Origin of the sequence: Kribbella sp. NPDC051620, assembly GCF_044453825.1 — a bacterium.
Classification (GTDB): domain Bacteria; phylum Actinomycetota; class Actinomycetes; order Propionibacteriales; family Kribbellaceae; genus Kribbella.
Map to the genome: position 1 here is coordinate 95,586 of NZ_JBITDB010000011.1, position 24,151 is coordinate 119,736.

Sequence of the window (24,151 nt, forward strand, 5' to 3'; positions counted from 1 at the left end):
GCCCATGACGAGCCCGTACGAAGACGACGAGCCGCTGCTGCCCGAACAGACCCGCGACGACGATCCTCGCGCCTGGGGGGAGAACGACCCCGGCAGCGACGACGACGAGCGGATCCTGCGCGAGGTCCCGCCGCACCACTGACCGGCTGCCCCGATGAGCACGGCTCTTCTGGTCCACGGCGGCCTGTGGGAACCGATGAACGCGGAACGCTTCTGGCGTACTTCGGGCATCATCGATGCGCTCGAGGTACGTGGTGTCACCCTCCTCGCGCCTGATCGCGTCCAGCAGCCTGGCAGCTGGACCGAAGAAGTCGCCGTACTGCGTAAGCACCTTCCCCAGGAACCGGTTGTGGTCGTCGGCGCCTCCAACGGCTGCTCGGTGGCTGCCCTGCTGGCGATCGAGTACCCGGAGTTGATCGAACGACTCGTCCTGGCCTGGCCGGCGACCGGCGGCGACCCGGTGGTCGACGAACGAACTCGCGCAGGCCTCACCTCCAGGGGTGCACCGGCAGCCGTCGCTGACGAGTTGCTGGTTGCGGGCACCTTGCGGGGAGTGCGAGATGAAGACCTTGCGGTACTGGGTATTCCAGTGGCCGTCCTCCCTTCGATGCCGGAGAATCCATCTCATCAACGCAAGACGGTCGATGCCTTGCTGAGCCTGATCCCCGGCAGTCGCGAACTTCCCGGCTGCCCGGAACCACCCACCCCAGACTTTCCGCCCCACAAGGAAGAACTGGCCGAGACGCTGGCTGCTTTCACGAGGAGGTAGTCCTGATGGAACTGCGGTCGTTCGAGAGCGAGTACACGACGCTCGTGGCGGGCTGGGCGACGACGGCGCAGGAGGTGGCGTTGCTGACCGGGCGCGAGGAGTACCCGTTCCCGGCCGGCATCCTGACCAGTTGGCGGGCGATCGCCGACGACATCGAGGCCTACCTGTACTTCGACGGCGAGACCCCGGTCGCGTACGGCGAACTCTGGCTGGACGACGACGAGGACGAAGTCGAGCTGGCTCGTCTCATCGTCGACCCGAGGCTGCGCGGCAAAGGCATCGGCACCGACTTCGTCCGGGCCCTTCTCGAACCGGCCCGGTCCGCGGGGCACACCGAGATCTTCCTCCGCGTGCGCCCCGACAACACCCAAGCGATCCGCGCCTACCTCCGAGCCGGCTTCGAACCCGTCCCCGACGACCTAGCCGCCGAATGGAACAAACCCCAACCCATCGACTACACCTGGCTCCAATACCCGACCACCAGCTGACCACCTGGGCCGGTCAGCTGGGTCAGGACAGTGGGCGGGCTCGGAGGGCGTCGCGGATCTCGACCAGCAGCTCCTGGTCCATGGTGAGCGTCTCGGGCTCCTCCTCAGGGGTGCCGGCCTTGGCTGCGCGGCGGTCCTGGATCTTCTTCATCGGGACGACGAGCACGAAGTAGACGACCACGGCGGTCAGGAAGAAGACGACGGCGGCGTTGATGATCGCGCCGAAGTCGATGACTGTTTTGGGGTTGCTGTCGTTGAGCTGGACGGCCAGGCCGTTGACGTTCGAACCCCCGATCGCCGCTATCAACGGATTCACGAGGTTGTCGACCACGGTCTTCACCACGGTGGCGAAGGCGGTGCCGATCACGAACGCGATGGCCAGGTCGAGGACGTTGCCTCGCATAAGGAATTTCTTGAAGCCCTCGATCATTTGCAGTGCCTCCACGATGCGGGGTCCTGGTGGACCCTCGGCTGGGTACCCGCAAAACGTAGGACCCCGCCCGCTGGATGGCGAGGGAGCGCGCCGCATCGCCACGGATCGCCATCGTCTGTGTCCGATAAGTGATCAGCTGGTGTCCGGTGTCAGCGCGAAGCTGATCCTGGTGTTCGCCGTCGCCTGGGCGATCCGGCCGATCACCTCCCGCCCGGCGGCGATCACAACCAGCGCGCCCGAGGCTCCGGAGGCTGAGGCGGGCAAGGCGATCACGCGCACAGCGCCGGCCAAGGGAGTCGCGGTGTCGACGGGTGTGCTCGTCGCGGCGTACAGATCTATTCGGTCGCCGACCTGGAGCAGGGTGGTGAGGTCGGCGTCGTCGATGCGGACCGGATAGGCGAGTTGCCCGGCGGGGAGTGACGCGGGAGTGACGAAGCGCACGTCGGTGAGTGGCTCGCCGGAGCGCACCGGCCCCGCGAGGACGCGCCGGGCGACGTCACTGCCCGGCTGGAGGGCGCCGGCGGGCACGACGGAGGCAGGCAGCCGCACGGTCCGAAGGTCGCGCGCCGTCGGCGGCGAGCCACCGGCCAGGTCTCTGGCGGCGGCGAGGACGGCCACCGTCGGCGGTGGTGGCGGAGAAAGGGCGGCCATGCCGCAGTACACGGCTGCCGCCGCGGACACCCCGGCCAGTAGGCGGCGGTGCCGGCGAACGGCTTTCAGCAGGTCACGAAGAAGAAGTCGGCTCATGCCAGGGAAGGTACGAGCCCAGGAGCGCCGTTCTCCCGTTGTCCACAGGGGAAAGTTCAGGCAGCGCTGGTGTTGCTGCTCGAAGACGAGCCGGACGAGCCCGACGAACTGGACGACCCGGTCGACGAGGAACTCTTCGACGAGTCCGACGACGACTTCGACCCGTTGGACGACGACTCCGACGAGGAGGAGGACGCCTCACTCTTGGCCGGCAGCGTGCTGGTCCCCGACGAGCGGCTGTCGTTGCGGTAGAAGCCAGAGCCCTTGAACACGACACCCACCGCGTTGAACACCTTGCGCAGGGTCCCCTGGCACTCGGGGCAGACCGTCAGGGCGTCGTCGGTGAAGCTCTGGCGGACCTCGAGCGAGTTACCACACTCGGTGCACTGGTACTGGTACGTCGGCACGTGATTCCCCTTCAGGCCGCTGGCACTCCTACTACTCGACTGCTAATAATGCGTCACGGGCCCGAAGTATTCCAACTTCCGTCCACGATCACCGGTCTGGACCGCTCTTCGTCCACAGGTTTCGGGGAGCGGCATTTGGGGTGCGGGGCCGGATTCTCTAAGTTTGGTCCGTGCGTCGCCTGCTGCGTGTCATCATCCTGTCCGGAATCGTGTTCGCCACCTTGCTCCTGGTGGTGGCCGGCACCGGCGTCTTCGTCGTCCGCCACTCCTTCCCCGGCTACGACGGGACGGTGGAGCTGACCGGACTCGACGCGGACGTGGAGGTGGTCCGCGACGGCAACGGCATCCCGCAGATCTACGCCGACAAACCGGGTGATCTGTTCGCCGCCCAGGGGTACGTGCACGCCCAGGACCGGTTCTTCGAGATGGACTTCCGCCGCCATGTGACCTCGGGCCGGCTGGCCGAGCTGTTCGGCAAGGACGCGCTGGAGACGGACAAGTTCGTCCGCACGCTCGGCTGGCGACGGGTCGCGGAGAAAGAGCTGGCCCTGCTCACGCCGACCACCCGGCAGTACCTGGACGACTACGCCCGCGGCGTCAACGCCTACCTGAACACCCACCAGGGCTCGGCCCTCAGCCTCGAGTACGCCGTACTGTCGCTGAAGGACCCGGGCGCCCCCGACTATCACCCCGAGCCGTGGACGGCGGCCGACTCGCTGGCCTGGCTGAAGGCGATGGCGTGGGACCTCGGCGGCAACATGGACGACGAGATCACCCGCACCAAACTCGCCGCGAAGTACCCGGTCGCCAACATCGCCAGCCTCTACCCGGACTACCCGTACGAGCGCAACGAGCCGATCATCGCGACGGCCGCGGTGACCAAGGGCGGCACGTTCACCACCGCGTCGGCCCCACCGCCCCAGCGCGGCATGCTGACCAAGGATCTGCTCAAGTCGCTCGACACCATCGACAAGGTGGCCAAGGGCCTGCCGGACCTGATCGGCCGCGGCGACGGGATCGGCTCGAACTCCTGGGTCGTCTCCGGTGAGCACACGACCACCGGCAAGCCGCTGCTGGCCAACGACCCGCACCTCGGCGCGACGATGCCCGGGATCTGGACCCAGGTCGGCCTGCACTGCAACAACCTCGGCACCAAGTGTCCGTACGACGTGTCCGGCTTCAGCTTCTCCGGCCTGCCCGGCGTGGTGATCGGCCACAACAACTCGATCTCCTGGGGTTTCACCAACCTCGACCCCGACGTGATGGACCTGTACCTGGAGAAGTTCGCCGGGCCGAACGCGGTGATGTACGACAACAAGCGCACCGGGCTGTCCAGGCGTGAGGAGAAGTTCAAGGTCGCCGGCCAGGACAAGGAGGAGACGATCGTCGTCCGGGAGTCCCGGCACGGCCCGATCATCTCCGACGTCGGCGACGACGAGCGGGAGACCGGTGAGCTCGCGGCGAAGAAGCTGAAGAGCCCCGAGGCCTACGGCGTCGCCCTCCAGTGGACCGCGCTGACCCCGGGCCGGACCGCCGACGCGTTGTTCGCGATCAACCGGGCCCAGAACTGGACCCAGTTCCGCGCCGCCGCCTCGATCTTCGAGGTCCCGTCCCAGAACCTCGTGTACGCCGACCGTGAGGGCCACATCGGCTACCAGGCGCCCGGCCGGGTCCCGGTCCGCAACGCGGGCTTCGGCGACTGGCCGGTGCCGGGCTGGGACTCTCGGTACCACTGGAAGGGCTACATCCCGTTCGATGCGATGCCGACCGAGGAGGACCCTGACGACGGCGTGATCGTGACGGCGAACCAGGCTGTCGTGCCGGAGACGTATCCGTACCATCTGACCGACGACTGGGACTACGGCTACCGGTCGCAACAGATCCTCGAGCGGGTCCGCGCGGCCGGCAAGCTCGACGCGAACGCGATGGCTTCGATCCAGCTCGACACGAAGAACCGCAACGCCGAGCAGCTGATGCCGTACCTGCTGCATGTCCAGATCAACGACGACTTCGACCGGCAAGGTCAGGACACGCTGCGGAGCTGGGACTTCACCCAGCCGGCCGACTCCGCGCCGGCGGCGTACTTCAACGTCGTCTGGCGCAACCTGCTTCAACTCACGTTCCATGACCAACTGCCGGAAAGCGCCTGGCCGGACGGTGGGTCACGCTGGTTCGAGGTGATGCGCAACCTGCTCACCCAGCCGAACAGCACCTGGTGGGACAACCTCGACACCACCCAGCGGGAGAGCCGCGACGACATCCTGCGCGAGGCGCTGGTCAACGCGCGGGCCGAGATCACCACCAAGATGGCCCGCGAGCCCTCGAACTGGCAGTGGGGCCGGCTGCACAAGCTGACGCTGACCAACCAGACGCTGGGCAAGTCCGGCGTCGGCGTGGTGGACAAGCTGTTCAACCGCGGCCCGTACGAGCTCGGCGGCGGATCGTCGATCGTCGACGCGACGTCGTGGGACGCGGCCGAGGGCTACAAGGTGACCTCGACGCCGTCGATGCGGATGGTGGTCGACCTGTCCGACTTCGACAAGTCGCGCTGGATCAACCTGACCGGCGTCTCCGGGCACGCCTTCTCGTCGAACTACACCGACCAGACCGACCTCTGGGTGCGCGGCGAGACGCTGCCGTGGGCCTACACCCGCGGCGCGATCGAGGCGGCCCGCAAGCACACGCTGACCTTCACCAAGCCGGAGAAGGAGAACTAACCGAGCTGGACCAGCCGGGTCGGGGTGAGTGCTGCCCTGACCGGTTGGTCATGCGGGTCGGCCGGGAGCTCGTCGAGGATCTCGGAGTCGTGGACCACGGCCCAGGTCGGCGTACCGGGGGAGACGCGCGCCAGAGCCCGGTCGTAGGAACCGCCGCCACGGCCGAGCCGTACGCCGTGACGGTCGACCGCGAGCGCGGGGCAGATCACCAGTTCGGCGGAGGCGATCGCGTCGGCGCCGAGGTCCACGGGCGGCTCTGACAGGCCGAGCCGCCCAGGGACCAAGTCGGCCGCGCCCGGGGCGACACCCCAGCCGAGGTCGTTGTCGGCGTACAGGACCGGCAGCAGAACCTCGCGCCCGGAGGCGAGCAGCCAGTCGATCAGCGGGCCTGTTTGGGGCTCGTTGACCATCGAGACGTAGACCGCGATCGTTCGCGCGGCCACCACCTCAGCCTGTTCGCGCGCGACCGCGAGCAGCCCAGGTCCGGACAAACTCGCGGAAACCTGCCGGGCGGCCAACAGCCGGGCACGCAAAGCGGCCTTGGAGGAGAACACAGAGTGATCCTAGAGACGCATGGTGACGCAGCTAACGTCGCGGTGGCGGTGGCTACCCTAGTGTTGGGTCATGAGTGAGGCAGGTCTTCAGCAGGCACAGGACAAGATGCGGGCGGCCGGGGCCGCCGAGGTCGCGATCAAGGTCTTCTCGCACTACTACCGGTTGCTCGAGTCGGGCCAGCAGGGCACGATCCGCGAGGGCGACATCGATCCGGTGGGCGATCTGCCGCATCTGGAGCACCTCGATCCCGATCAGGAGTCGATGCGGGCCGCCCTCGCCGAGACCGTGGTGATCAAGCTCAACGGCGGCCTCGGTACGTCGATGGGTGTCACCGGACCCAAGTCCGCGCTGCCGGTCAAGGACGGACTGAGCTTCCTCGACATCATCGCCCGGCAGATCCTGGCCACCCGCAAGGCGTACGACGTGCCGCTGCCGCTGGTCCTGATGAACTCCTTCCGGACCAAGGAGGAGTCGCTCGCGATCCTCGGCGAGTACTCCGACCTGCCGGTGGCCGGCGTACCGCTCGACTTCCAGCAGAACATGGAGCCCAAGCTCCTCGCCGACGACCTCAAGCCGGCCGAGTGGCCGGACGACCCCGAGCTGGCCTGGTGCCCGCCCGGCCACGGCGACATCTACACCGCACTGGTCGCGTCCGGCACGCTCGATGCCCTGCGGGAGAAGGGTTTCCGGCACGCTTTCATCTCCAATGCGGACAACCTCGGCGCCACCCCCGACGGCCGGATCGCCGCCTGGATGGCCGAGCACGACGTCCCGTTCGGGATGGAGGTCTGCCGTCGGACCAGGTCCGACCGGAAGGGCGGCCACGTCGCCGTCCGCAAGTCCGACGGCCGGCTGATCCTGCGCGACAGCGCCCAGGTGCACCCCGACGACACGAAGTACTTCCAGGACGTCACCCGGCACAAGACGTTCAACACGAACAACCTGTGGATCGACCTCGACAGGCTCGCCGAGCTGATGGACGGGCACGACGGTGTGCTCGGGCTGCCGATCATCGTCAACCGCAAGACCGTCGACCCTGCCGACTCCTCCTCGCCAAAGGTGATCCAGTTGGAGACCGCCATGGGCACCGCGATCGAGACCTTCGAGGGCTCGCAGGCCGTGGTCGTCGACCGGAGCCGGTTCAAGCCGGTCAAGACCACCAACGACCTGCTGGTACTGCGCTCCGACGTGTACGACCTCGACGACGCCGGTGATCTGACCACCACGCACGAGGGCGACGAGCCGTACGTCGACCTGGACCCGGACTACTTCAAGATCCTCGCCGACTTCGACCAGCGGTTCGCGGGCGGACCGCCGTCGCTGGTCCGGGCCGATCGGCTCGAGGTACGCGGTGACGTTGCCTTCGGCAAGGATGTGGTGGTGGTCGGCGAGGTCGAGGTGGAGGCGCCGGCCGGTGAGCGCCGGGAGATCCCCGACGGGACCGAGCTCCGTGGATGATGTCTGGATCCGGCCGCTGGAGCCGTACGACACGGACGAGGCCGCAGCGGTTTGGTGGCGGTCCAGGCATGCGCAGGACTCGCAGTTGCCACCGGCGATCCACTCTGAGGAACAGGTGCGCGGCTGGTTCGCCGAGGTGCTGCTACCGGACGGGCAGACCTGGGTAGCGATCGACGACGGCCGGATCGTCGCCGTACTGACGCTGGACGGCGACGACCTCGACCAGCTGTACGTCGACCCGGAGGCAGCCGGTCAGGGAGTCGGCTCGACGCTGGTCGACCTGGCCAAGGACCTGCGCCCCGGTGGACTCGCCCTGTGGACGTTCCAGAGCAACACCCGGGCACAGGAGTTCTACCGGCGGCACGGCTTCACGGAGGTACGGCGTACCGACGGCGCGGACAACGAGGAGCACGTGCCGGACGTACGCATGGTCTGGGGCGCCCATCCCGAGCGACTAGAGTCTTGGGCGTGAGACGTAGTGTTGACGAGCATTTGGAAGCAGTACTCGGCAGGGTGAGGCCGCTGCCGCCGTTCGAGCAGCCGTTGATGGAGGCGCTCGGGCTGGTGCTGTGTGAGGACGTTGTCTCGCCGGTGAGTCTCCCTGGCTTCGACAACTCCGCCATGGACGGGTACGCGGTACAGGCGGCCGATCTGGCCGGTGCTTCCCAGGAGAACCCGATCCTGCTGCCCGTTGTCGGTGAGATTGCCGCTGGGCGGACTCAGCCGATCGTGGTGACCCCGGGGACCTGCGTGCGGATCATGACCGGCGCGCCGATGCCCCGTGGGGCCGACAGCGTCGTACCGGTCGAGTGGACCGATGGGGGAGCTGCACGGGTCCACATCGCGCAGCAGCCATCACTAGGTGCCTCTGTACGCCATGCCGGTGAGGACCTCCAGGCGGGCGACAAGGTCATGGACCGGGATACCGTGCTGGGCCCGCGGCAGATCGCAGTACTAGCGGCTGTTGGACGTGCCCGGGTGACCGTGCGGCCGCGTCCGCGAGTAGTAGTCGTCTCTACTGGCGCAGAGCTCCGCGAGCCGGGTACGCGGTTGGGAGACGGGCAGATCTACGACTCCAACAGCTACACGCTCGCTGCGGCGGCCCGGCAGGCCGGGGCGGTCGTCTACCGGGTAGGCATCGTCGATGACGACCCGAAGAAGATCATGGACACCCTGTCGGACCAGCTGGTCCGTGCCGACCTGGTGATCACCTCCGGTGGCGTCAGCAAGGGCGTGTACGACGTGGTCAAGGAGGTGCTGACCAAGCTCGGCACCATCGACTTCCCTGAGGTCGCCATGCAGCCGGGTAAGCCGCAGGGCTTCGGCGTGATGGGTGACGACGAGGTACCGATCTTCACGCTGCCCGGCAACCCGGTGTCGGCGTACGTGTCGTTCGAGGTGTTCGTACGGCCCGCGCTGCGCAAGCTGATGGGGGCGATGCCGTACCGCCGCCAGACGGTGCAGGGCGTGGTACTGGACGGGTTCTCGTCCCCGGCTGGGCGGCGGCAGTTCGTCCGGGCAGCGGCCACCTCCGGCGATCAGGGCTGGATGGCCAGTACAGTCGGCGGCCATGGCTCACACCTGCTCGGTGGGTTGAGCCGGTCGAACGCGCTGATCGTGGTGCCCGAGGACGTCACCTCCGTCCGGGCCGGCGAGCAGGCTGAGCTCTGGCTGCTGGATGAGGAGACCGGATGACCGAAGCTGCCGGGGGGCTGACCCATGTGGACGCCAGCGGTGCCGCCCGGATGGTCGACGTCTCCGACAAGTCCGCGGGCGCGCGGCGAGCGGTTGCCTCTGGCAAGGTCTATGTGTCGGCCGAGGTGGTCGCTGCGTTACGTGGCGAGGGAGTACCGAAGGGCGATGCGCTGGCGGTTGCCCGGATCGCCGGGATCATGGGTGCCAAGCGCACGCCCGACCTGGTGCCGCTGTGCCACCCGATCGCCATCACCGGGGCGAAGGTCGAGCTGGAGGTGGCGGACGACGCAGTACTGATCGTTGCCACCGTCAAGACCACCGACCGGACCGGGGTGGAGATGGAGGCCCTGACCGCCGTCGCGGTCGCCGGGCTGACGGTGATCGACATGGTGAAGGCACTCGATCCGGCGGCTGTGCTGACCGACGTGCGGGTGGAGCTGAAAGAAGGCGGCAAGACCGGGCACTGGGAGCGGCCGTGAGGGCTCTGGTCATCAGCATCTCCAACCGAGCTGCTGCTGGTGTCTACGAGGACACCACTGGGCCGCTGATCGCAGAACGGCTGGCTGCCTGGGGCTTCACCGTCGACGGCCCGCAGGTGGTGCCGGATGGTGCTCCTGTTGGTCAGGCGTTGGTGAAGGCGGTCGACGCGGAGTACGACGTCGTGCTGACCACTGGTGGTACGGGTATCTCGCCTACGGACGAGACGCCCGAGCGGACGCGCGCAGTACTGGAGACAGAGATCCCCGGTATCGCCGAGGCCATCCGTGCCTATGGCATAGCGCAGGGCGTGCCCACTGCTGCGCTGTCCCGGGGGCTGGCGGGGTTAGCCGGCAAGACGGTCATCGTGAACCTTCCGGGTTCGCGTGGTGGGGTCAAGGACGGCTTGATCGTGCTGGAGCCGCTACTGCGGCATGCGGTTGACCAGGTACGCGGCGGAGACCACGTTCGGACGGACCAGGACTAATGGCCGTGGTGCACTGGCCCGTGGAACTCCAGCACGGGCAGGTCGGTCTCAGACCCCTCAAGGCCACCGATGGCCCCGAGTGGAGTGCTGCCCGCCAGCGGAACATCACCTGGCTCCGCCCGTGGGATGCGACCCAGCCGCCCGGTGCGGACGACGGTGCCCGCACCTTCCGGGCCATGGCTCGCGACTGGAACCGCCAGGCTCGGTACGGACGCATGCTGCCCTTCGTCATCACCTACGCCGGTGCAGCCGGTCCCAAGGCCAAGAGGCCTCTGGTGGGTCAGTTGACGGTCTCGGGGATCACCTACGGCTCCGCGCGTTGGGCGAACCTCGGCTACTGGGTAGACGAGCAGTACGCCGGGCGGGGGATCGTACCGGTGGCAGTGGCGCTTGCTGCCGACCACTGCTGGTTCACGCTCGGCCTGCACCGGCTGGAAGTCGCGATCCGCCCAGAGAACAAGGCGAGTCTGCGCGTGGTGGAGAAGCTCGGCTTCCGCTACGAAGGAGACCGGCCGCGCTTCCTGCACATCGACGGCGAGTGGCGCGACCATCGCATCTTCGCCCTGAACGCCGAGGAAGTCGGGCCCGGCCTGGTAGCACGGTTGCCCTGATCACGCTGCGTGCCTATTCACACCAGTCACACGAGTCTTCTTGCGACACACCGGCTCACGTACCGGACCTGACCCGCCCGGGGTCTTAGCGTCGTCGCATGGGGACGACAGGGCTGATCTATGTGGCGATCGTCGCCGCGTGGGCTGCCTACCTCGTCCCGATGCTGCTGAAGCGCAACGACGAGGCGAGTGCACGCCGCTCGGCGGAGAAGTACTCGTCGTCGGAAGCGCGCGTGCTGTCGCGGGCTACCGACGTGCAAGCGCGCTCGCGGTACGTCGTGCGACCGGCGGGCCAGTCGCCTGACACGGCGTCGCCTGACGAAGTGCCGGAGGACTTGTCGCCGCCTGCGCGGTACGTTCCGAACCGAGCCCGCCGGGTGGCCGCCATGCGCCGCCGGCGGGTGCTGTCGATCCTGACCCTTTCGCTGTTGTCGGTCACGGCGCTGGCCAGCTTCCAGATGCTTGCCTGGTGGACGTTGTCGGTACCGGCCGCGCTGATCGTCGGCTTCGTCGTACTGACTCGCGTCCAGCTGCGTCGCCAGGCCCGTGAGCGGGCTGCCGTCGCCGCGGAGCGCCGTGCCCGGGCCGAGGCCCACCACGACCGCGGCCCGGCGACCGCGCCACCACTGTCGCCGGACCAGGAGCTGACGATCGAGGTGAAGCTCCCGGTCGCTCCCGAGCCCGTCGCCGAGACCAAGCCCGAGCCGCGCACCGACGGCCTCTGGGACCCGGTACCTGTGACGCTGCCCACCTATGTGATGAAGGAGAAGGCCCCCGACCGGACGGTCCGCACCATCAGCCTGTCCGGCCCCGAAGTCTTCTCCTCCGCCCGCACCGCCGACCCCGAGCCGGAGGCGGCCCCGGTGGTACCGGAGCCCGTCCCGGCCCCGGTGGAAGAGCCTGAAATCCGACGGGCGGTGGGCGACTGACGCTGCGCTGAGACCGGAGCGATACCGGTTTCAGACAGCGACCATTCGCGTGTTAGAGTTTCGCGGTCGCAAGGGAAACCAGCGACAACCTGGGGCTGTGGCGCAGTTGGTAGCGCGCCTCGTTCGCAACGAGGAGGCCAGGGGTTCGAATCCCCTCAGCTCCACCAGGGCGATGGGCGATCTGTGTTCACGAAGATCCGTGAACCTGGGTCGCCCTGGTTGTTTTGTGCGGCGCTTCGCGCCGCGGGCGGGGGCTTCGCCACCCGCACCCCCCTTGCTGGGGTTGGGTTGGGTGCTTCGCCACACCTTGCTCGGGTTGGGTTGGGTGCTTCGCCGCCGGCACCCCCTTGGGTTGGGTGCTTCGCTGCTGCGCCCGCTTGTTGTGGGCTTCGGGTGGCGAAGTGTCCGTCAGGGACGGGTGCTGGGGGCGTCGTTGTGGCATCGTTGCCTGGATTTTGGCTGCGCTGTGTAACGGTGCGGGGGGTTGTTGCGATGTGACGGAGGGGAGTTGAACCGCGGGGCGGGTTCGGGATGGCTGAGTTCGACGGGGGAAAACGGATGCATCCGCGAGTGCTGGATGTAGGTCCGCAGACGGCGGCGATTTTGTCCGAGGCGCATCGCAAGGTCAATGCGTTGCCGGGTGGGGATCATTACCGGCGGTATGACCTGATGCGCAATGTCATGGCGGGAATCACCAGTGTCGACGCTTTTTATGTCGGATTGTTCCAGGGGGCGACCAGAATTCGGCTGCCTTATTGTTATGACGGGGAGAAGTATGATGTGCCGGAGACGCACACGTTCGCGCCCAATGGGCCGACCGCGTGGGTTTTCCGGGAACAACGCACATATCGGTACCGGATGGACGGCGGCAAGGTGGTTCGGGCCGGGCTCTCGTTCGGCGATCCGCGGAAGCTGTCCGCCGACGTCGTGACGGTTCCGCTGTTCAGGGTGCCGGAGGCGCGCCGGGAGATCTTCGGCGTGGTCTCAATGCACTCCTACCAGGCCGACGTGTACGGCGACGAGGAAGTGGCCGCCTTCGAGTGGCTGGCGGAGGTGCTGTCCCGGGCGCTCAACCGGGACTGGGAGGACGACCGGGTGATCAGCCTGCTCCCCGGTGTGGCGGGCGGCTCCGCCGTACCGCTGACCGCGGAGAGCGTCGTGGACTACGTGGTGAACAGACTCGACCGGCTGCGAGGGCAGCTGCAGGAAACCGCCGGGCAACTCGAGCACGGCCAGTTCGGCACCGCGGCCGCGGCCGGCGCGCTGGACGACCTCGGGCACGAGTGCGGCAGCTTCCAGACCGACCTCACCGAGCTGCTGCTCCGGGTCGACGACGAACCGAGCCGGCGCTTCGGCCTGCTGACCGAACGGGAACAGGCGGTCGCCGTGCTGCTGGCCGCCGGGCTGACCAATCCCGGTATCGCCGAACGGCTGTCGATCTCCGCCGAGACGGTGAAATCCCATCTGGCCCGGATCCGGGAGAAATACGGGATGACCGAGCGGTCCCTGCTGGCCGACGACATCTCGGCACATTTGGGCCGGACCGCGCGCGGGAATTGAGTTCGCCCGGACCAGCCGGCGATCACCCGGCAGGTGAGAAACCCGGTATTTGATTTCACCCGGTGGGGGATAGTGTCCCGGCCGCATTACGCGCAACCATCTTTCCGAGGAATTCAGCACGGGGAGGTGCGGTTGTGGGGTTGATGATCGGAATCGATCTGGGAACGACGTATTCAGCGGTCGCGGTGGTGGACCGGTCCGGCCGGCCGGAGATTCTGCCGAACGCCGAAGGGCAGCGGATCACACCGTCCGTAGTCTTCTTCTCCGGCGACGCGGCGCTGGTCGGTGCGGTCGCCAAGCGGTCGGCGGCGGTCGCGCCACTGGACACGGTGCAGTTCGTGAAGCGGGCGATGGGGGATCCGGCCTGGCGGTTCGAGACCGCCTCAGGGCAGCAGTTCCGGCCGGAGGAGATCTCCGCCATCATCCTGCGGCGACTCAAGGAGGACGCCGAGGCGTACCTGGGTGAACCGGTGACCGACGCGGTGATCACCGTCCCGGCGTACTTCGACGACGGCGCCCGGCGAGCGACCCAGGACGCGGGAGCGATCGCCGGCCTGACGGTTCACCGGGTCCTGAACGAGCCCACCGCGGCTGCGCTCGCGTACGGCGCCAACCGGCCGACGGTCGGCACCGTGCTGGTCTACGACCTCGGCGGCGGGACGTTCGACGTCACCATCATGCGGATCGCCGACGGCGAGTTCGAGACGGTGGCGACCAGTGGTGACCGGAATCTCGGTGGCTTCGACTGGGACAACGCCCTGATGCGGCTGATCAACGAACGCTTCCAGGCGGCCGGCGGACCGGATCTGCTGGACGACGACCGGACCGAGGCGGACCTGCGCGACCGGGCGGAATGGGCCAAGCACGCGCTGACGATGATGCCGGCCGCCCGGGTGGTGATCTCGGCCGGCGGCAGCACCGAGACGATCGAGATCACGCGGGCCGAGTTCGAGGAGGTCACGGCGCACCTGGTCAGCCGGACCCGCGACCTCGCGGAGATCCTGATCGAGGACGCCGGGCTGGTGTGGAGCGACATCGACCGGGTGTTGCTGGCGGGCGGCTCCACCCCGGATGCCCGCGGTCCGCGCGATGGTCGCGAAGATGTCCCGCCGGGTCGCGGAGTCCGCCGTCAATCCGGACGAGATCGTGGCGCTCGGGGCCGCAGTACAGGCACAGGTACTGGCCGCCGGCCACGGTGAGGGCGCGATGCCGCGGGTCAACGGCGTACCGATCAGCATCCGCGACGTGACCTCGCAGGGTCTCGGGACGCTGGCCAGGATCGAGGGCACGTCCCGGATGGAGAACGTCGTCATCGTCGCGCCGAACACCCCGATCCCGGCCTCGAACAGCGAGCTGTTCCAGACCGTGGTCGACAACCAGACCAGCTTGCTCGTCCAGGTCACCCAAGGCGATGACCGCGACCCCGCCTACGTGAAGGTGATCGGCGAGCGGGAGCTGTCGATCCCGCCGTACCCGGCCGGCGCGCGGGTCTCGGTCGCCTTCGCCTACGACATCGACCAGACGGTCTCCATCGAGTTGACCGATCTGACCAGCCACCGGTCCCTGGGCACCTTCGAGGTGTCCGACGTGGCGAACCTGACACCGGCCGAGAGGGACCAGGCCACCCGCAAGATCCATGAACTGGAAGTGAGTTGAGACCATGAAGACGACGCAGTTTGTGGACCTCTACCAGGTCCTGCAAGTGCCGGCGACCGCCACCGAGGAGGAGATCCGGTCCGCGGTCACCAAGCAGCGACGCCAGTGGGTGAAGCGGCAGACCAGCGCCGACCCCGACCGCCGGGCGGAGGCGGAGGCCCGGGTCCGCGACATCGACCGGGCCGAGCAGGTACTGCTGAACCAGCTGACCCGGCAGGGGTTCGACCGTGAGCGGGCCGGTCAGCGGCCGTCCGAGCAAGAGGTACCCGGCACTGAGATGGCCGGCAGCTGGATCGACAAGGCGCGCGAGTACCTGCTCGCCGACAATCCGGGCGCCGCGAACTACGCGGCCCGGGAGGCGATCGGCAAGGAGGGCAACGACGCCGAGGCGTGGTTCCTGCGGGCACACTCGTCGTTCCTGCTCGGCAACGGGCGAGACGCCGGCTACGAATTCGTCGAGGCGATCCGGCTGCGTCCCGACTCGGCGCTCTACCACTACGGATTCGCCGAGGCCTTCGCGGCGCAGGAGAAGTGGAAGGAGGCGCTGGTCGAGTACGAGCAGGCCCTGCGACTGGACCCGGGGAACCCGGAGTACCGGACGTCGATCGCCGTCGCCTACCTGCAGGACGACATGGCCGCCCGGGCGCTCGAGATCATGGAGGCCCTGGTCTCGGAGTATCCCGGCACCGAGGTCTACAAGTACTACCTCGGCCTGGCGCTGCACGACAACGCGCTGGACTCCCTCGGCCAGATCAAGCCTTTCGTCTACAACGGCCGGATGGTCGACGCCGGCGGCTACGCGGTGGTGTCCGAGGCCCAGGTCCGTTGGGTCGAGGCGCAGGGCGGCCGGATCCGGGCGCTGAAGAGCAAGGACCCCGAGATCCGCAGACTGGGCGAGCGGTTGATCGAGATGGCCGCCGAAAGCCGTACGGTCCGCTGGAACCTGGACGGCAGCGGTCCCTGGATCGGGGCCTTCGTCCTGCTCGGCGTGATCCCGTTCTTCGCCGGGTTCAGCGGCAGCGCGGGTGCCGTGTTCTTCGGCCTGGTCGCCGGTTGCCTGATCGCGGCGATCTTCACCAACACCCGCCGGCTGCCCGTGTGGAAGCAGAAGTTGAAGTCGCTGACCGAGAGCGGCCGGCTGTTGCGGCCCGGGATCTGACGGATGGAATCCAGCACGAGCATTCAGGGCCTGACCGAGGAGTTGGCTGCTCTGCGGGACCTGTTCCACCGGCGGCTGCTGAACGACAAGGCTCAGCAACAGGTCGTCGACGAGCTCTCCAAGCGTCTCGACAACGCCGACCGCCGAGCGGCGACGGCGATGCTGACACCGGTACTACGCCAGCTGGCGCTGGTGCTGGACCGCATCGACGCCGAGGCGCCACTCGCCTCGGTCCGGGACGAGCTGGCCGAGATCCTGACCCGGTGCGGCGTCCTTCCGCTGGGTCCGACGGCCGGCCTGCCGTTCGACCCGCGGTTCCATCACGCGGTCGGCCGGCTCGAGGTCACCGACCCGGCCGGCGACGGTGTGGTCGCGGCGGAGCTGAGGCCCGGCTACCTGCTCGACGGGACGGTACTGCGTCCCGCCGAGGTCACCGTCGGTCAGTTGCTGTCGGCAACAAACTGTGCACCGGAGACCGCAGGTGTGAGGGAGGACCACACAACAAGCTGATGAGCTGGGTGCCGTTCGGAGGGGACGGCGAAGGGTTCGCAACAGGGGGGATTGAAAAATGTCAGCAGGTGTTGACGATCGACTGGCCGAGCTGGTCTGGTACGGGACCGCCAAGCTTCGGCGTCGAGCGCACGTGGCGGTGGGGCACGCGCACTGCCCGACCCGCGGAGTTCCGTACGCGGAGAACGAGGGCAGGGTCCACCAACTCTGCCGCGACGACGGTTGCCTGGGCATCATGCACGAGGTCTACGTGCGGGCGGTCCAGCGGTTGGGGGACCGTCGGGAATCGATGTCACCGGTCAAGGACCGGCTGGGCTACGCCCGGACGATCGTGTCGTCGCAGGTGGCCGACTACGAACGCGACGGCCGCGTACGCCGGGGCCTGCCGGCCAAGCCGACCCGCAACGACGGCATCGCGGCCCGGATCAACGTCGCGCTGGACGCCAAGGGCGTAGGCGAGCACCAGCGGCACTGGCTGCGGATGCTGTTCCGGATGATGCGCGGCTACGCCTGTCGCGACGACCGGCGCAGCGCGGTCTGGCCGGTCGATGTCTGGGCTGGTGAGAAGAGTGCGGTCGACGGCGGGCTGCGGGTGATCGGAGCGGCTGCGACCCGGGCCGAGGTGTCGGCCGACATCGCCCTGGTGCTCGTCACCGCGGAGCAGGTCGCCGGGCGCCGATGGGTCGACGAGGCGATCCGCCAGCCGCTGCTGACTTTCACCGGGCCGCTGACCGAGGACCATCAGCGTGAGCTGACCGCCGCCGCGGTCGACCCGGTCGACGTCGTCTCGGTCGCCGCGTTGCGAACCAGGTTCTGGTCGCTGCTGCAGGAGGGATCGTCAGCGCAGGAGGCCCTGGACCGATCGGCCGACGAGGTGCTGGGGCACCGGGCCGAGTGCGACGTGGGGGAGGTGATGGACGATCTGCTGGCACCGAGTACCGATCAGGACCAGCCGGTGGCGTCTCACCCGTGGGGTGAGACGTAGTTGAGCGGGAGATCATCCTGCGGGCGATGGGCGGGGAGTGCGGAGAGTGACATTGTTCTCCTTGGGGGGATGGAAGAGGCCGATGGTTCGGGTGGTTCAGGGTTGCTTGTTCCGGTGGGGGCACTGGGGACAGGTGGTCCGGGCGCTCGGGCCGGTCTCGGAACTGTGGGCGTGGGTGGTGGTGGACGGGCGACCGGGGAGTTGCAGGGCTCCAGGTTGGGGATGCGTCGCAAGGGTCGGTTGAGTTCAACCAGGTGGTGAACTCCAGACGATCGATCGCCGGGTGTACTGGGGGCGGTACATCTGGCGGTCCGCATCCAACCGGTCGCAGAGGTCGCCACCCCCGCGTTCACGCGAACGGTCCTGGCTGAGAAGGAGAAACGGTGGAGGCCGTTCGTGAAGTGCTGGTGATCGATCCCGTTGATCTGCAGGCGATCCGGGAGACCGCCGAACGGGTCGGGGCGCGGACGGCTGAAGTGCCGCCGTTTCGCGGGATCCGGCCGGTGATGGCTTCGGTACTCGTGACCGGCGAGCGTGGAGCGGTCAGGCAGGTGCGGGCGGAGGTCGAGCGCCGGCGCGGCGGCCTGGTGTTCGACCTGCGGGTGGGTGCGGTGCGGCCGATTCACCGGAGCCGGGCGCTGGCCCACGGAGAACTCAAAGTAGTCGCTGCCGACGGGACGGTGAGGGTCGCGGAGTGCGACGCCGAGCTGGTCGCGGCACTCACCAGGCTGGCTTCGGGGCGAGGTGAGACGACGGTCGCGAACGTGCGCGACCTGGTCGGCACACTGAGCTGATCCACCTCGCATCGTCGTCACTTGCAGCTATTGGCATCCGCCTCGCTACCGGCCGAGCCCTTGGCAACCGAGCGTGACGACGGCATAGTCCTGCTTGCAAGGCAGGACTAGCTAGGGGGACGGCGGCCGGTGAATTCCGACAAGCCTGCTCCGCTGCGGGTGGACGCCGAGACGGCGATCATCCTGCGCGAGGCGTACCACAAGATCCAGTCGCTCTACCGGGGCGACCACTACGGTCTGTACGACTACGTGCGGGCGGTCTGCGCCAAGATCGCCCGGGTGGACACCTTCTACGTGGGGTTCCTGCACGGTACGAATCGGGTCCGGTACCCCTACGGCTACGACTCCGGCACCTACCTCGATCCGGACACCCACAACTTCGGGCCCAACGGCCAGACCGCGTGGCTGCTGAAGCATCGGCAGACCTACCGGCTCGCCTATGACAACGGTGCCGTACTGCGCTCCGGCGTCCAGTTCGGCGATGTCACCCGGAAGTCGGCCGATGCCGTCACGGTGCCGATCTTCCGGGCCGGCGAGGGCGGCTCCGATCGGTTGTTCGGCATGTTGTCGATGCACAGCTACGAGCCGGACAGCTATGACGACAACGCGGTTCGCGCGTTCGAGTGGCTGGCCGGATTCGTGGCGCGGGTGCTGACCCGGGAAGGCGAGGATGCCGAGGCGCTGCGCCGGTTGCCGGCCGGCGACGAAGGGCAGAACCTGCTGACGTCGGACCGGGTGATGGAGTACCTCGGTCACCAGATCGCCTCCCTGCGGGCGATCGCCGTCGAGGCGATGGCCGAACCGGACGCGTCGGGCGCGGCCGTCCAAGGGCACCTCAACCGGCTGGTTCGCGCGACCGAGCAGATCCAGTCGGAGCTGATGGAGATGATGCTCGACACCGACCAGGGACCCGAACGCCGCTACGCCAGCCTGACCAAGGCCCAGCAGGGCGTGGCGGTGCTCCTGGTCGAGGGCTTCGACAACGACCAGCTCGCGGCCGAGCTCGGCATCAGCCTCAACACGGTCAAGACCCACCTCAGCGCGATCCTGAAGAAGTACGGCATGGTCCACCGCGCCCAGGTCGCAGACGACGTCCGCAAGTACCTCGCCCGCTAGCGGCACAGCTGGAACGCTATAAATTGAGGGATTGAAGTAAGTCGGCGGATCTGCGTTAATTACGAAATAAACCCGCCGCCCTTGGGAGTCACAACGTGCCGTCCGATCCGCTGTCCCGCCGGACCTTCCTCGCATCGACCGGCGGAGTGCTCGCCGGTATCACGCTGAGTTCGGCCCTGCCCACCGAGGCCTTCGCCGCTCAAGCGGCCACCCGGACCGACCTCGCGCTCTACCGCCCGGTGACCGCATCTTCCACCGCGTACGCCGCCACCCCACCGCAGTTCGCCGTCGACAACCTCGCGCAGACCGGCGTACGAGGCTCCGGCTGGCGCGCCGCGACCACCGATCCGCAGTGGATCACGGTCGACCTGCAGGCCAAGTGCCGCGTCGAGGCACTCACGCTGACGTTCGAAGGCAAGGCTGGTGACCCTACCTTCGACCTGTCCGGCGGCAACCCCTACGGCCAGACCCAGGGCCAGGAGATCCTCTCCAGCTCGCCGGCGAACTTCCGCATCGACGTCTCGACCGACGGCAGCTCCTGGCGCACGGTCCACCAGGCGACCAACAGCCCCGGCGGCGTAGTCGACATCACCCTCGACACCGCGACCACTGCCCGGTACGTCCGCCTGACCGGCACCAAGCAGGCCAACGGCAACCCGCTCGGCCTCAACGGCTTCCAGGTCTACGGCACAGCCCAAGGCACCCGCCCCGCGGCAACCGGCTGGACCTCCTGGGGCACCCACCACGGCACCGTACCCGCCCTGGTCAAGGCACCCGACGGCACAGTCCCGGTCGAAGACGGCTGGACCCTCACCATGGACGACTTCGCCGGTACTACCGATGGCGCCGCCCTCTCGAGCCCATCTCAGGACACCTCAACCTGGCTGCCGGCGGTCGTCCCCGGCACTGTCCTCGCAACCCTCGTCGAGCAGGGTCACTTCCCCGAGCCCGCCGAGGGCATGAACAACCTGGAGATCCCCGAGGCCCTCAGCCGCCACGCGTGGTGGTACCGACGCGCCTTCGACCTCCCCAAGGGCCTCGACACCAGCGCGGGTCGCCGGATCTGGCTCGAGTTCGACGGGGTCAACCACCAGGCCGATGCGTGGCTCAACGGCGTACAGGTCGGGACTCTGAAGTCGCCGTTCGCGAGGGCGTCGTTCGAGATCACGCAGGCGTTGACGGCGAAGAACGCGCTCGCGGTCAAGATCACGCCGATGCCGCACCCCGGATCGCCAGGTGACAAGGGCGACAAGGGCAACGCGTTCGTGCAGTCGGGCAAGCTCTGGCAGGACTCGCCGACGTTGCTCTCGGCATCTGGGTGGGACTGGATGCCCGCAGTACGGGACCGCGCGGCCGGCATCTGGAACCATGTCCGCCTGCGCTCGACCGGCGACGCGGTACTGGGCGACGCACGCGTCGTCAGCAAGGTGCCCGACACGAGCAAGGCGAGCGTCGCCGTCACCATCCCGGTCCGCAACGCGGCGACCGCGGACCGGACCGTCACGGTGAAGGCGGTCTTCGACGGCAACACCCTGACCAAGACCGTCACCCTCAAAGGTGGCGAGCAAAGCAACGTCGCCTTCGACGCGGTCACCGTCACGAACCCCAAGCTCTGGTGGCCGAACGGCTACGGCGCGCCGGACCTGCACACCCTGACCTTCAGCGCCGCGATCGGCGGCAAGGTCAGCGACAGCCGGACGACGACCTTCGGCATCCGCGAGTTCGGCTACAGCTACGACCTGCCGATCAAGATCGACCCGGCCACCAACAGCGCGGCTCAGGCAGTCCAGTTCGCCAAGCAGACCAAGCGGTACCTCCGCATCCAGGGCCGCCGTCGTGCTACCGGCTGGGGCTTCTCCCTGTGGACACTGGCGATCAAGGACTCGGCGAACGCCGCGACGGACCTGGCGCGCGCCGGCACGGCGACAGCCTCGTCCGACGACGGCAGTCCGGCCACGAACGTGAACGACGGCAACGACCGCAGCCGCTGGTCGTCGCAGTACAACGACAACGAATGGGTCCAGATCGACCTCGGTGAGGCGAAGACCTTCGACCAGGTCGAGCTGCTGTGGGAGACGGCGTACGCGCTGACGTTTGCCGTCCAGGTGTCCGACGACGGCCAGAACTGGACCGACGTCAAGGACGTCAGCAACGCGCCGGTACCGCTGAAGATCAGCGTCAACGGCGTCCAGATCTTCTGCCGCGGTGGCAACTGGGGGTACGACGAACTGCTCCGCCGCGTCTCGCCGGCGAAGATGCGCGCGCTGATCGGCATGCACCGGGACATGAACTTCACCATGATCCGCAACTGGATCGGCTCGAGCACTCGGGAGGAGTTCTACCAGGCCTGCGACGAGAACGGCATCCTGGTCTGGAACGACTTCTGGGAGGCCGGCGAGTTCTCCGACAACCTGCCCGGGTACGTCGAGATCGCCCGCGACACGATCGTCCGGTACCGGACGCATCCCAGCATCGTGATCTGGTGCGGCGCCAACGAACAGCACCCGCCCGGCGGCATCAACCAGGGGCTGATCGACGCGGCGGCCGAGGAGGACGGCGAGATCCTCTACCTGCCGGACTCGGCGGCGGGATTCGTCTCCGGCCATGGCCCGTACTACTGGGTCGACCCCGCGAAGTACTTCGACGAGAACACCTACGACACCTTCAACTTCGGCTTCCACACCGAGATCGGGATGCCGACCATCCCGGTGATCGAGTCGATGCAGAACCTGGTCGGCAAGGGTGACCCGGGCTGGCCGATCGGTACGCCGTGGTACCACCACGACTGGTCGACGAACGGCAACCAGCACCCGGAGACCTACCTGGGCGCGATCGACGACCGGCTCGGCTCGTCGAGCGGGCTGGCCGAGTTCACCCGCAAGGCGCAGTTCGTCAACTACGAGAACATGCGGGCGATGTTCGAGGCCTGGAACGCGAATCTGTGGGAGGACGCGTCGGCGTTGCTGCTGTGGATGTCGCACCCGGCCTGGCACAGCACGGTCTGGCAGACGTACGACTACGACCTCGACGTGAACGGCAGCTACTACGGTGCTCGCAAGGGCTGCGAGGCGATCCATGTCCAGGCGAACCAGAACGACTGGAAGATCGTCGCGATCAACCACACTACGAAGGTGCTGACGGCAACCATCACGGCGGATCTGTATGACCTGAAGGGCGCAAGGCTCAAGCCGACCCAGCAGCAGGCGGTGAGTGTCGGCGCATCCGGCAAGACCGACTCCTTCGCCGTGCCGAACTCGGCTGATCTGCCGGCTCTCCACCTGCTGCGGCTCAAGCTGACCGATGCCCAGGGCAAGCTGTTGTCCGAGAACACCTATTGGCGGTATCGCGAGGCTGCCGACGTCCAGGCGATAAACGCTTTGGCGAAGGCGAAGTTGAGCGTCAACAGCACCGCCGGCAAGGGGAAGCTCACCGCGACCATCCGCAACACCGGCCAGTCGGTGGCCGCGTTGACCCGTCTCTCGCTGCGTGATCGCAACAACGAGCGGGTGTTGCCAGCGCTGTACTCCGACAACTACTTCTGGTTGCTGCCCGGCGAGTCGCGCACGGTGACGGTCACGGCTGACACGACGTCCAGCCTGAAGCTGCTGGTGGAGCCGTACAACAGCTGATCATCCGTACATCCGCCGGTACTGCTGGATGGCGCCGGCATGGAGGTCGATCGGGGCGCTGACAACCAGCGACTGCAGGTTGAGGAACTGCGCCCCGACGGCCGACGGTGGTACGAGGTTGCTGGCGCGCCGGACGAGGGTCTCGACGATCCGGCGCGCTGTCGTGGCCGGCAGGTCGGGGCGGCAGAGGAGGAGGTTGGGGATGCCGACGACCTTCACCGGCGCCGTCCCGCGGTACACACCGGCCGGTACTCGCACGTCTTGGTACACGGGACCGTAGGTACGCCGGAGTGCCGGAAGCGGGCCGTCGAGCGGGATCAGCCGGAGGGGGACGCGCTGGCTGAGCTTGTCGAGGGTGGAAGTCGGAACGCCACCCGACCAGAACATCGCGGCGATCCCTCGCGCCTCCAGCGACTTGGTGGCCTGCTCGAGTAACAGATGGTCCACCGTGCAGTCGACGCCGACGGTGGTGAGGATGCGGGCGGCCGTCAATGCCGCGCCCGATCCGGCGGCGCCTGCGGAAATCCTCGTACCGGCGAGGTCGGCGAGCGTCTTGTACGAACTGTCCGCCCGCACCACGCACTGCAGATAGTTCTCGTAAACCCGCCCCAACGCCTTAACCTGCGGACTCGGCGAGACCGCGTCGGCCAGACTCAACGCGAGATCCGTCTTGAGCTCACCGAGCAACCGCAGATTGTCCTTGCTCCCAAGGGTCGGCAACACAACAACCTCCTTGGCAACCCCAGCCAGATTGAGCTGAGCCGCCAACAGCTGAGCAAACTCCAAGTAGAACCCACCAGGCTCACCCGCCGCGATGGTGAGCCGATCACTCCCATCCTCACCTTTGGTACAGGCGGCCAGTACTAACGCTGTGGTCGAGCTGGCCAGGGCCGCAAGAACGGTGCGGCGGGAGTGCATCGACGGAGGTGGGTTCTGTGGAGGTCGGCTTTGCGGACCTGGGGAGCTCGG

General features: G+C 67.8%; 25 protein-coding genes and 1 tRNA gene. 21 read left to right on the forward strand and 5 right to left on the reverse strand.

Annotation, left to right across the window (positions count from 1 at the left end; translation table 11 throughout):
- Window positions 1-4 precede the first annotated feature (4 nt).
- Genes ACIA12_RS39520 through ACIA12_RS39530 form a run of 3 tightly spaced genes read left to right on the forward strand, consistent with a single transcriptional unit; the run spans window position 5 to window position 1,257 of the window.
- Window positions 5-142 carry a hypothetical protein gene (locus ACIA12_RS39520; protein ID WP_396372595.1) on the forward strand — a complete coding sequence of 46 codons (138 nt, stop codon included), beginning with the start codon at window positions 5-7 and terminating at the stop codon, window positions 140-142.
- Between the two features lie 12 nt (window positions 143-154).
- Complete coding sequence (locus ACIA12_RS39525) at window positions 155-769, forward strand: alpha/beta fold hydrolase (RefSeq protein ID WP_396372596.1); 615 nt, start codon at window positions 155-157, stop codon at window positions 767-769.
- A gap of 5 nt (window positions 770-774) precedes the next feature.
- On the forward strand, window positions 775-1,257 hold the full coding sequence (locus tag ACIA12_RS39530; RefSeq protein ID WP_396372597.1) for a GNAT family N-acetyltransferase: 483 nt from the start codon (window positions 775-777) through the stop codon (window positions 1,255-1,257).
- A 22-nt stretch (window positions 1,258-1,279) separates the two neighbouring features.
- Here ACIA12_RS39530 and mscL read toward each other — a convergent pair whose 3' ends face one another.
- From mscL to ACIA12_RS39545, 3 genes are all read right to left on the reverse strand, one after another.
- Window positions 1,280-1,702 (reverse strand): large conductance mechanosensitive channel protein MscL, encoded by a 423-nt coding sequence (gene mscL, locus ACIA12_RS39535; RefSeq protein WP_396372598.1) that lies wholly within the window; start codon window positions 1,700-1,702, stop codon window positions 1,280-1,282.
- 120 nt (window positions 1,703-1,822) lie between these two features.
- Entirely contained in the window at window positions 1,823-2,437 is a 615-nt protein-coding gene (locus tag ACIA12_RS39540; RefSeq protein ID WP_396372599.1) for an SAF domain-containing protein, read from the reverse strand.
- Between the two features lie 56 nt (window positions 2,438-2,493).
- Window positions 2,494-2,844 (reverse strand): FmdB family zinc ribbon protein, encoded by a 351-nt coding sequence (locus ACIA12_RS39545; protein ID WP_396372600.1) that lies wholly within the window; start codon window positions 2,842-2,844, stop codon window positions 2,494-2,496.
- Window positions 2,845-3,014: 170 nt separating this feature from the next.
- On the opposite strand from ACIA12_RS39545, the gene ACIA12_RS39550 reads away from it, so the two are divergent.
- The gene (locus tag ACIA12_RS39550; protein WP_396372601.1) at window positions 3,015-5,561 is read left to right on the forward strand and encodes a penicillin acylase family protein; all 2,547 of its coding nucleotides are present in this window, start codon (window positions 3,015-3,017) and stop codon (window positions 5,559-5,561) included.
- Here ACIA12_RS39550 and ACIA12_RS39555 read toward each other — a convergent pair.
- Window positions 5,558-6,115: a 5-formyltetrahydrofolate cyclo-ligase gene (locus tag ACIA12_RS39555; protein ID WP_396372602.1), complete on the reverse strand. Its 558-nt coding sequence runs from the start codon at window positions 6,113-6,115 to the stop codon at window positions 5,558-5,560. The two genes, ACIA12_RS39550 and ACIA12_RS39555, sit on opposite strands and share 4 nt — an antisense overlap.
- Before the next feature lie 70 nt (window positions 6,116-6,185).
- On the opposite strand from ACIA12_RS39555, the gene ACIA12_RS39560 reads away from it, so the two are divergent.
- The 17 genes from ACIA12_RS39560 (at window position 6,186) to ACIA12_RS39640 (ending at window position 23,182) form a co-directional block, all read left to right on the forward strand.
- Window positions 6,186-7,574: a UTP--glucose-1-phosphate uridylyltransferase gene (locus ACIA12_RS39560; RefSeq protein WP_396372603.1), complete on the forward strand. Its 1,389-nt coding sequence runs from the start codon at window positions 6,186-6,188 to the stop codon at window positions 7,572-7,574.
- Window positions 7,567-8,046, forward strand: a complete 480-nt coding sequence (locus tag ACIA12_RS39565; RefSeq protein ID WP_396372604.1) for a GNAT family N-acetyltransferase — start codon at window positions 7,567-7,569, stop codon at window positions 8,044-8,046. The genes ACIA12_RS39560 and ACIA12_RS39565 overlap by 8 nt, the downstream gene beginning before the upstream one ends.
- Window positions 8,043-9,269: a gephyrin-like molybdotransferase Glp gene (glp, locus tag ACIA12_RS39570; RefSeq protein WP_396372605.1), complete on the forward strand. Its 1,227-nt coding sequence runs from the start codon at window positions 8,043-8,045 to the stop codon at window positions 9,267-9,269. Before ACIA12_RS39565 ends, glp begins: the two co-directional genes overlap by 4 nt.
- A complete protein-coding gene (gene moaC, locus ACIA12_RS39575) occupies window positions 9,266-9,748 on the forward strand; it encodes a cyclic pyranopterin monophosphate synthase MoaC (RefSeq protein ID WP_396372606.1) in 483 nt (160 codons plus the stop codon). The genes glp and moaC overlap by 4 nt, the downstream gene beginning before the upstream one ends.
- Window positions 9,745-10,233: a molybdenum cofactor biosynthesis protein B gene (locus tag ACIA12_RS39580; RefSeq protein WP_396372607.1), complete on the forward strand. Its 489-nt coding sequence runs from the start codon at window positions 9,745-9,747 to the stop codon at window positions 10,231-10,233. Before moaC ends, ACIA12_RS39580 begins: the two co-directional genes overlap by 4 nt.
- Window positions 10,233-10,844, forward strand: a complete 612-nt coding sequence (locus ACIA12_RS39585; RefSeq protein ID WP_396372608.1) for a GNAT family N-acetyltransferase — start codon at window positions 10,233-10,235, stop codon at window positions 10,842-10,844. Before ACIA12_RS39580 ends, ACIA12_RS39585 begins: the two co-directional genes overlap by 1 nt.
- A gap of 98 nt (window positions 10,845-10,942) precedes the next feature.
- Window positions 10,943-11,773, forward strand: a complete 831-nt coding sequence (locus ACIA12_RS39590; RefSeq protein ID WP_396372609.1) for a hypothetical protein — start codon at window positions 10,943-10,945, stop codon at window positions 11,771-11,773.
- Between the two features lie 91 nt (window positions 11,774-11,864).
- Window positions 11,865-11,940 (forward strand) — tRNA-Ala (locus tag ACIA12_RS39595).
- A 391-nt stretch (window positions 11,941-12,331) separates the two neighbouring features.
- Entirely contained in the window at window positions 12,332-13,333 is a 1,002-nt protein-coding gene (locus ACIA12_RS39600; RefSeq protein ID WP_396372610.1) for a LuxR C-terminal-related transcriptional regulator, read from the forward strand.
- A gap of 143 nt (window positions 13,334-13,476) precedes the next feature.
- Window positions 13,477-14,532, forward strand: a complete 1,056-nt coding sequence (locus ACIA12_RS39605; RefSeq protein ID WP_396372611.1) for an Hsp70 family protein — start codon at window positions 13,477-13,479, stop codon at window positions 14,530-14,532.
- On the forward strand, window positions 14,435-14,989 hold the full coding sequence (locus tag ACIA12_RS39610) for an Hsp70 family protein (RefSeq protein WP_396372612.1): 555 nt from the start codon (window positions 14,435-14,437) through the stop codon (window positions 14,987-14,989). Before ACIA12_RS39605 ends, ACIA12_RS39610 begins: the two co-directional genes overlap by 98 nt.
- 4 nt (window positions 14,990-14,993) lie before the next feature.
- On the forward strand, window positions 14,994-16,148 hold the full coding sequence (locus ACIA12_RS39615; protein ID WP_396372613.1) for a tetratricopeptide repeat protein: 1,155 nt from the start codon (window positions 14,994-14,996) through the stop codon (window positions 16,146-16,148).
- 3 nt (window positions 16,149-16,151) lie between these two features.
- Window positions 16,152-16,658, forward strand: coding sequence for a nucleotide exchange factor GrpE (locus ACIA12_RS39620; protein ID WP_396372614.1), 507 nt, complete (start codon window positions 16,152-16,154; stop codon window positions 16,656-16,658).
- Between the two features lie 58 nt (window positions 16,659-16,716).
- Window positions 16,717-17,643: a hypothetical protein gene (locus tag ACIA12_RS39625; protein ID WP_396372615.1), complete on the forward strand. Its 927-nt coding sequence runs from the start codon at window positions 16,717-16,719 to the stop codon at window positions 17,641-17,643.
- Between the two features lie 383 nt (window positions 17,644-18,026).
- Complete coding sequence (locus ACIA12_RS39630; protein WP_396372616.1) at window positions 18,027-18,437, forward strand: hypothetical protein; 411 nt, start codon at window positions 18,027-18,029, stop codon at window positions 18,435-18,437.
- 129 nt (window positions 18,438-18,566) lie between these two features.
- Window positions 18,567-19,553, forward strand: coding sequence for a LuxR C-terminal-related transcriptional regulator (locus tag ACIA12_RS39635; protein ID WP_396372617.1), 987 nt, complete (start codon window positions 18,567-18,569; stop codon window positions 19,551-19,553).
- Between the two features lie 95 nt (window positions 19,554-19,648).
- On the forward strand, window positions 19,649-23,182 hold the full coding sequence (locus ACIA12_RS39640; RefSeq protein WP_396372618.1) for a discoidin domain-containing protein: 3,534 nt from the start codon (window positions 19,649-19,651) through the stop codon (window positions 23,180-23,182).
- Here ACIA12_RS39640 and ACIA12_RS39645 read toward each other — a convergent pair whose 3' ends face one another.
- Entirely contained in the window at window positions 23,183-24,100 is a 918-nt protein-coding gene (locus ACIA12_RS39645) for a TAXI family TRAP transporter solute-binding subunit (protein WP_396372619.1), read from the reverse strand.
- Window positions 24,101-24,151 lie beyond the last annotated feature (51 nt).

Bases quoted from the DNA above. Each gene is read 5' to 3' on its own strand.
- ACIA12_RS39520 (WP_396372595.1), top strand. From the start codon at position 5: ATGACGAGCCCGTACGAAGACGACGAGCCGCTGCTGCCCGAACAGACC.
- ACIA12_RS39525 (WP_396372596.1), top strand. From the start codon at position 155: ATGAGCACGGCTCTTCTGGTCCACGGCGGCCTGTGGGAACCGATGAAC.
- ACIA12_RS39530 (WP_396372597.1), top strand. From the start codon at position 775: ATGGAACTGCGGTCGTTCGAGAGCGAGTACACGACGCTCGTGGCGGGC.
- ACIA12_RS39540 (WP_396372599.1), bottom strand. From the start codon at position 2,437: ATGAGCCGACTTCTTCTTCGTGACCTGCTGAAAGCCGTTCGCCGGCAC.
- ACIA12_RS39560 (WP_396372603.1), top strand. From the start codon at position 6,186: ATGAGTGAGGCAGGTCTTCAGCAGGCACAGGACAAGATGCGGGCGGCC.
- moaC (WP_396372606.1), top strand. From the start codon at position 9,266: ATGACCGAAGCTGCCGGGGGGCTGACCCATGTGGACGCCAGCGGTGCC.
- ACIA12_RS39585 (WP_396372608.1), top strand. From the start codon at position 10,233: ATGGCCGTGGTGCACTGGCCCGTGGAACTCCAGCACGGGCAGGTCGGT.
- ACIA12_RS39590 (WP_396372609.1), top strand. From the start codon at position 10,943: ATGGGGACGACAGGGCTGATCTATGTGGCGATCGTCGCCGCGTGGGCT.
- ACIA12_RS39600 (WP_396372610.1), top strand. From the start codon at position 12,332: ATGCATCCGCGAGTGCTGGATGTAGGTCCGCAGACGGCGGCGATTTTG.
- ACIA12_RS39605 (WP_396372611.1), top strand. From the start codon at position 13,477: ATGATCGGAATCGATCTGGGAACGACGTATTCAGCGGTCGCGGTGGTG.
- ACIA12_RS39610 (WP_396372612.1), top strand. From the start codon at position 14,435: ATGTCCCGCCGGGTCGCGGAGTCCGCCGTCAATCCGGACGAGATCGTG.
- ACIA12_RS39615 (WP_396372613.1), top strand. From the start codon at position 14,994: ATGAAGACGACGCAGTTTGTGGACCTCTACCAGGTCCTGCAAGTGCCG.
- ACIA12_RS39620 (WP_396372614.1), top strand. From the start codon at position 16,152: ATGGAATCCAGCACGAGCATTCAGGGCCTGACCGAGGAGTTGGCTGCT.
- ACIA12_RS39625 (WP_396372615.1), top strand. From the start codon at position 16,717: ATGTCAGCAGGTGTTGACGATCGACTGGCCGAGCTGGTCTGGTACGGG.
- ACIA12_RS39645 (WP_396372619.1), bottom strand. From the start codon at position 24,100: ATGCACTCCCGCCGCACCGTTCTTGCGGCCCTGGCCAGCTCGACCACA.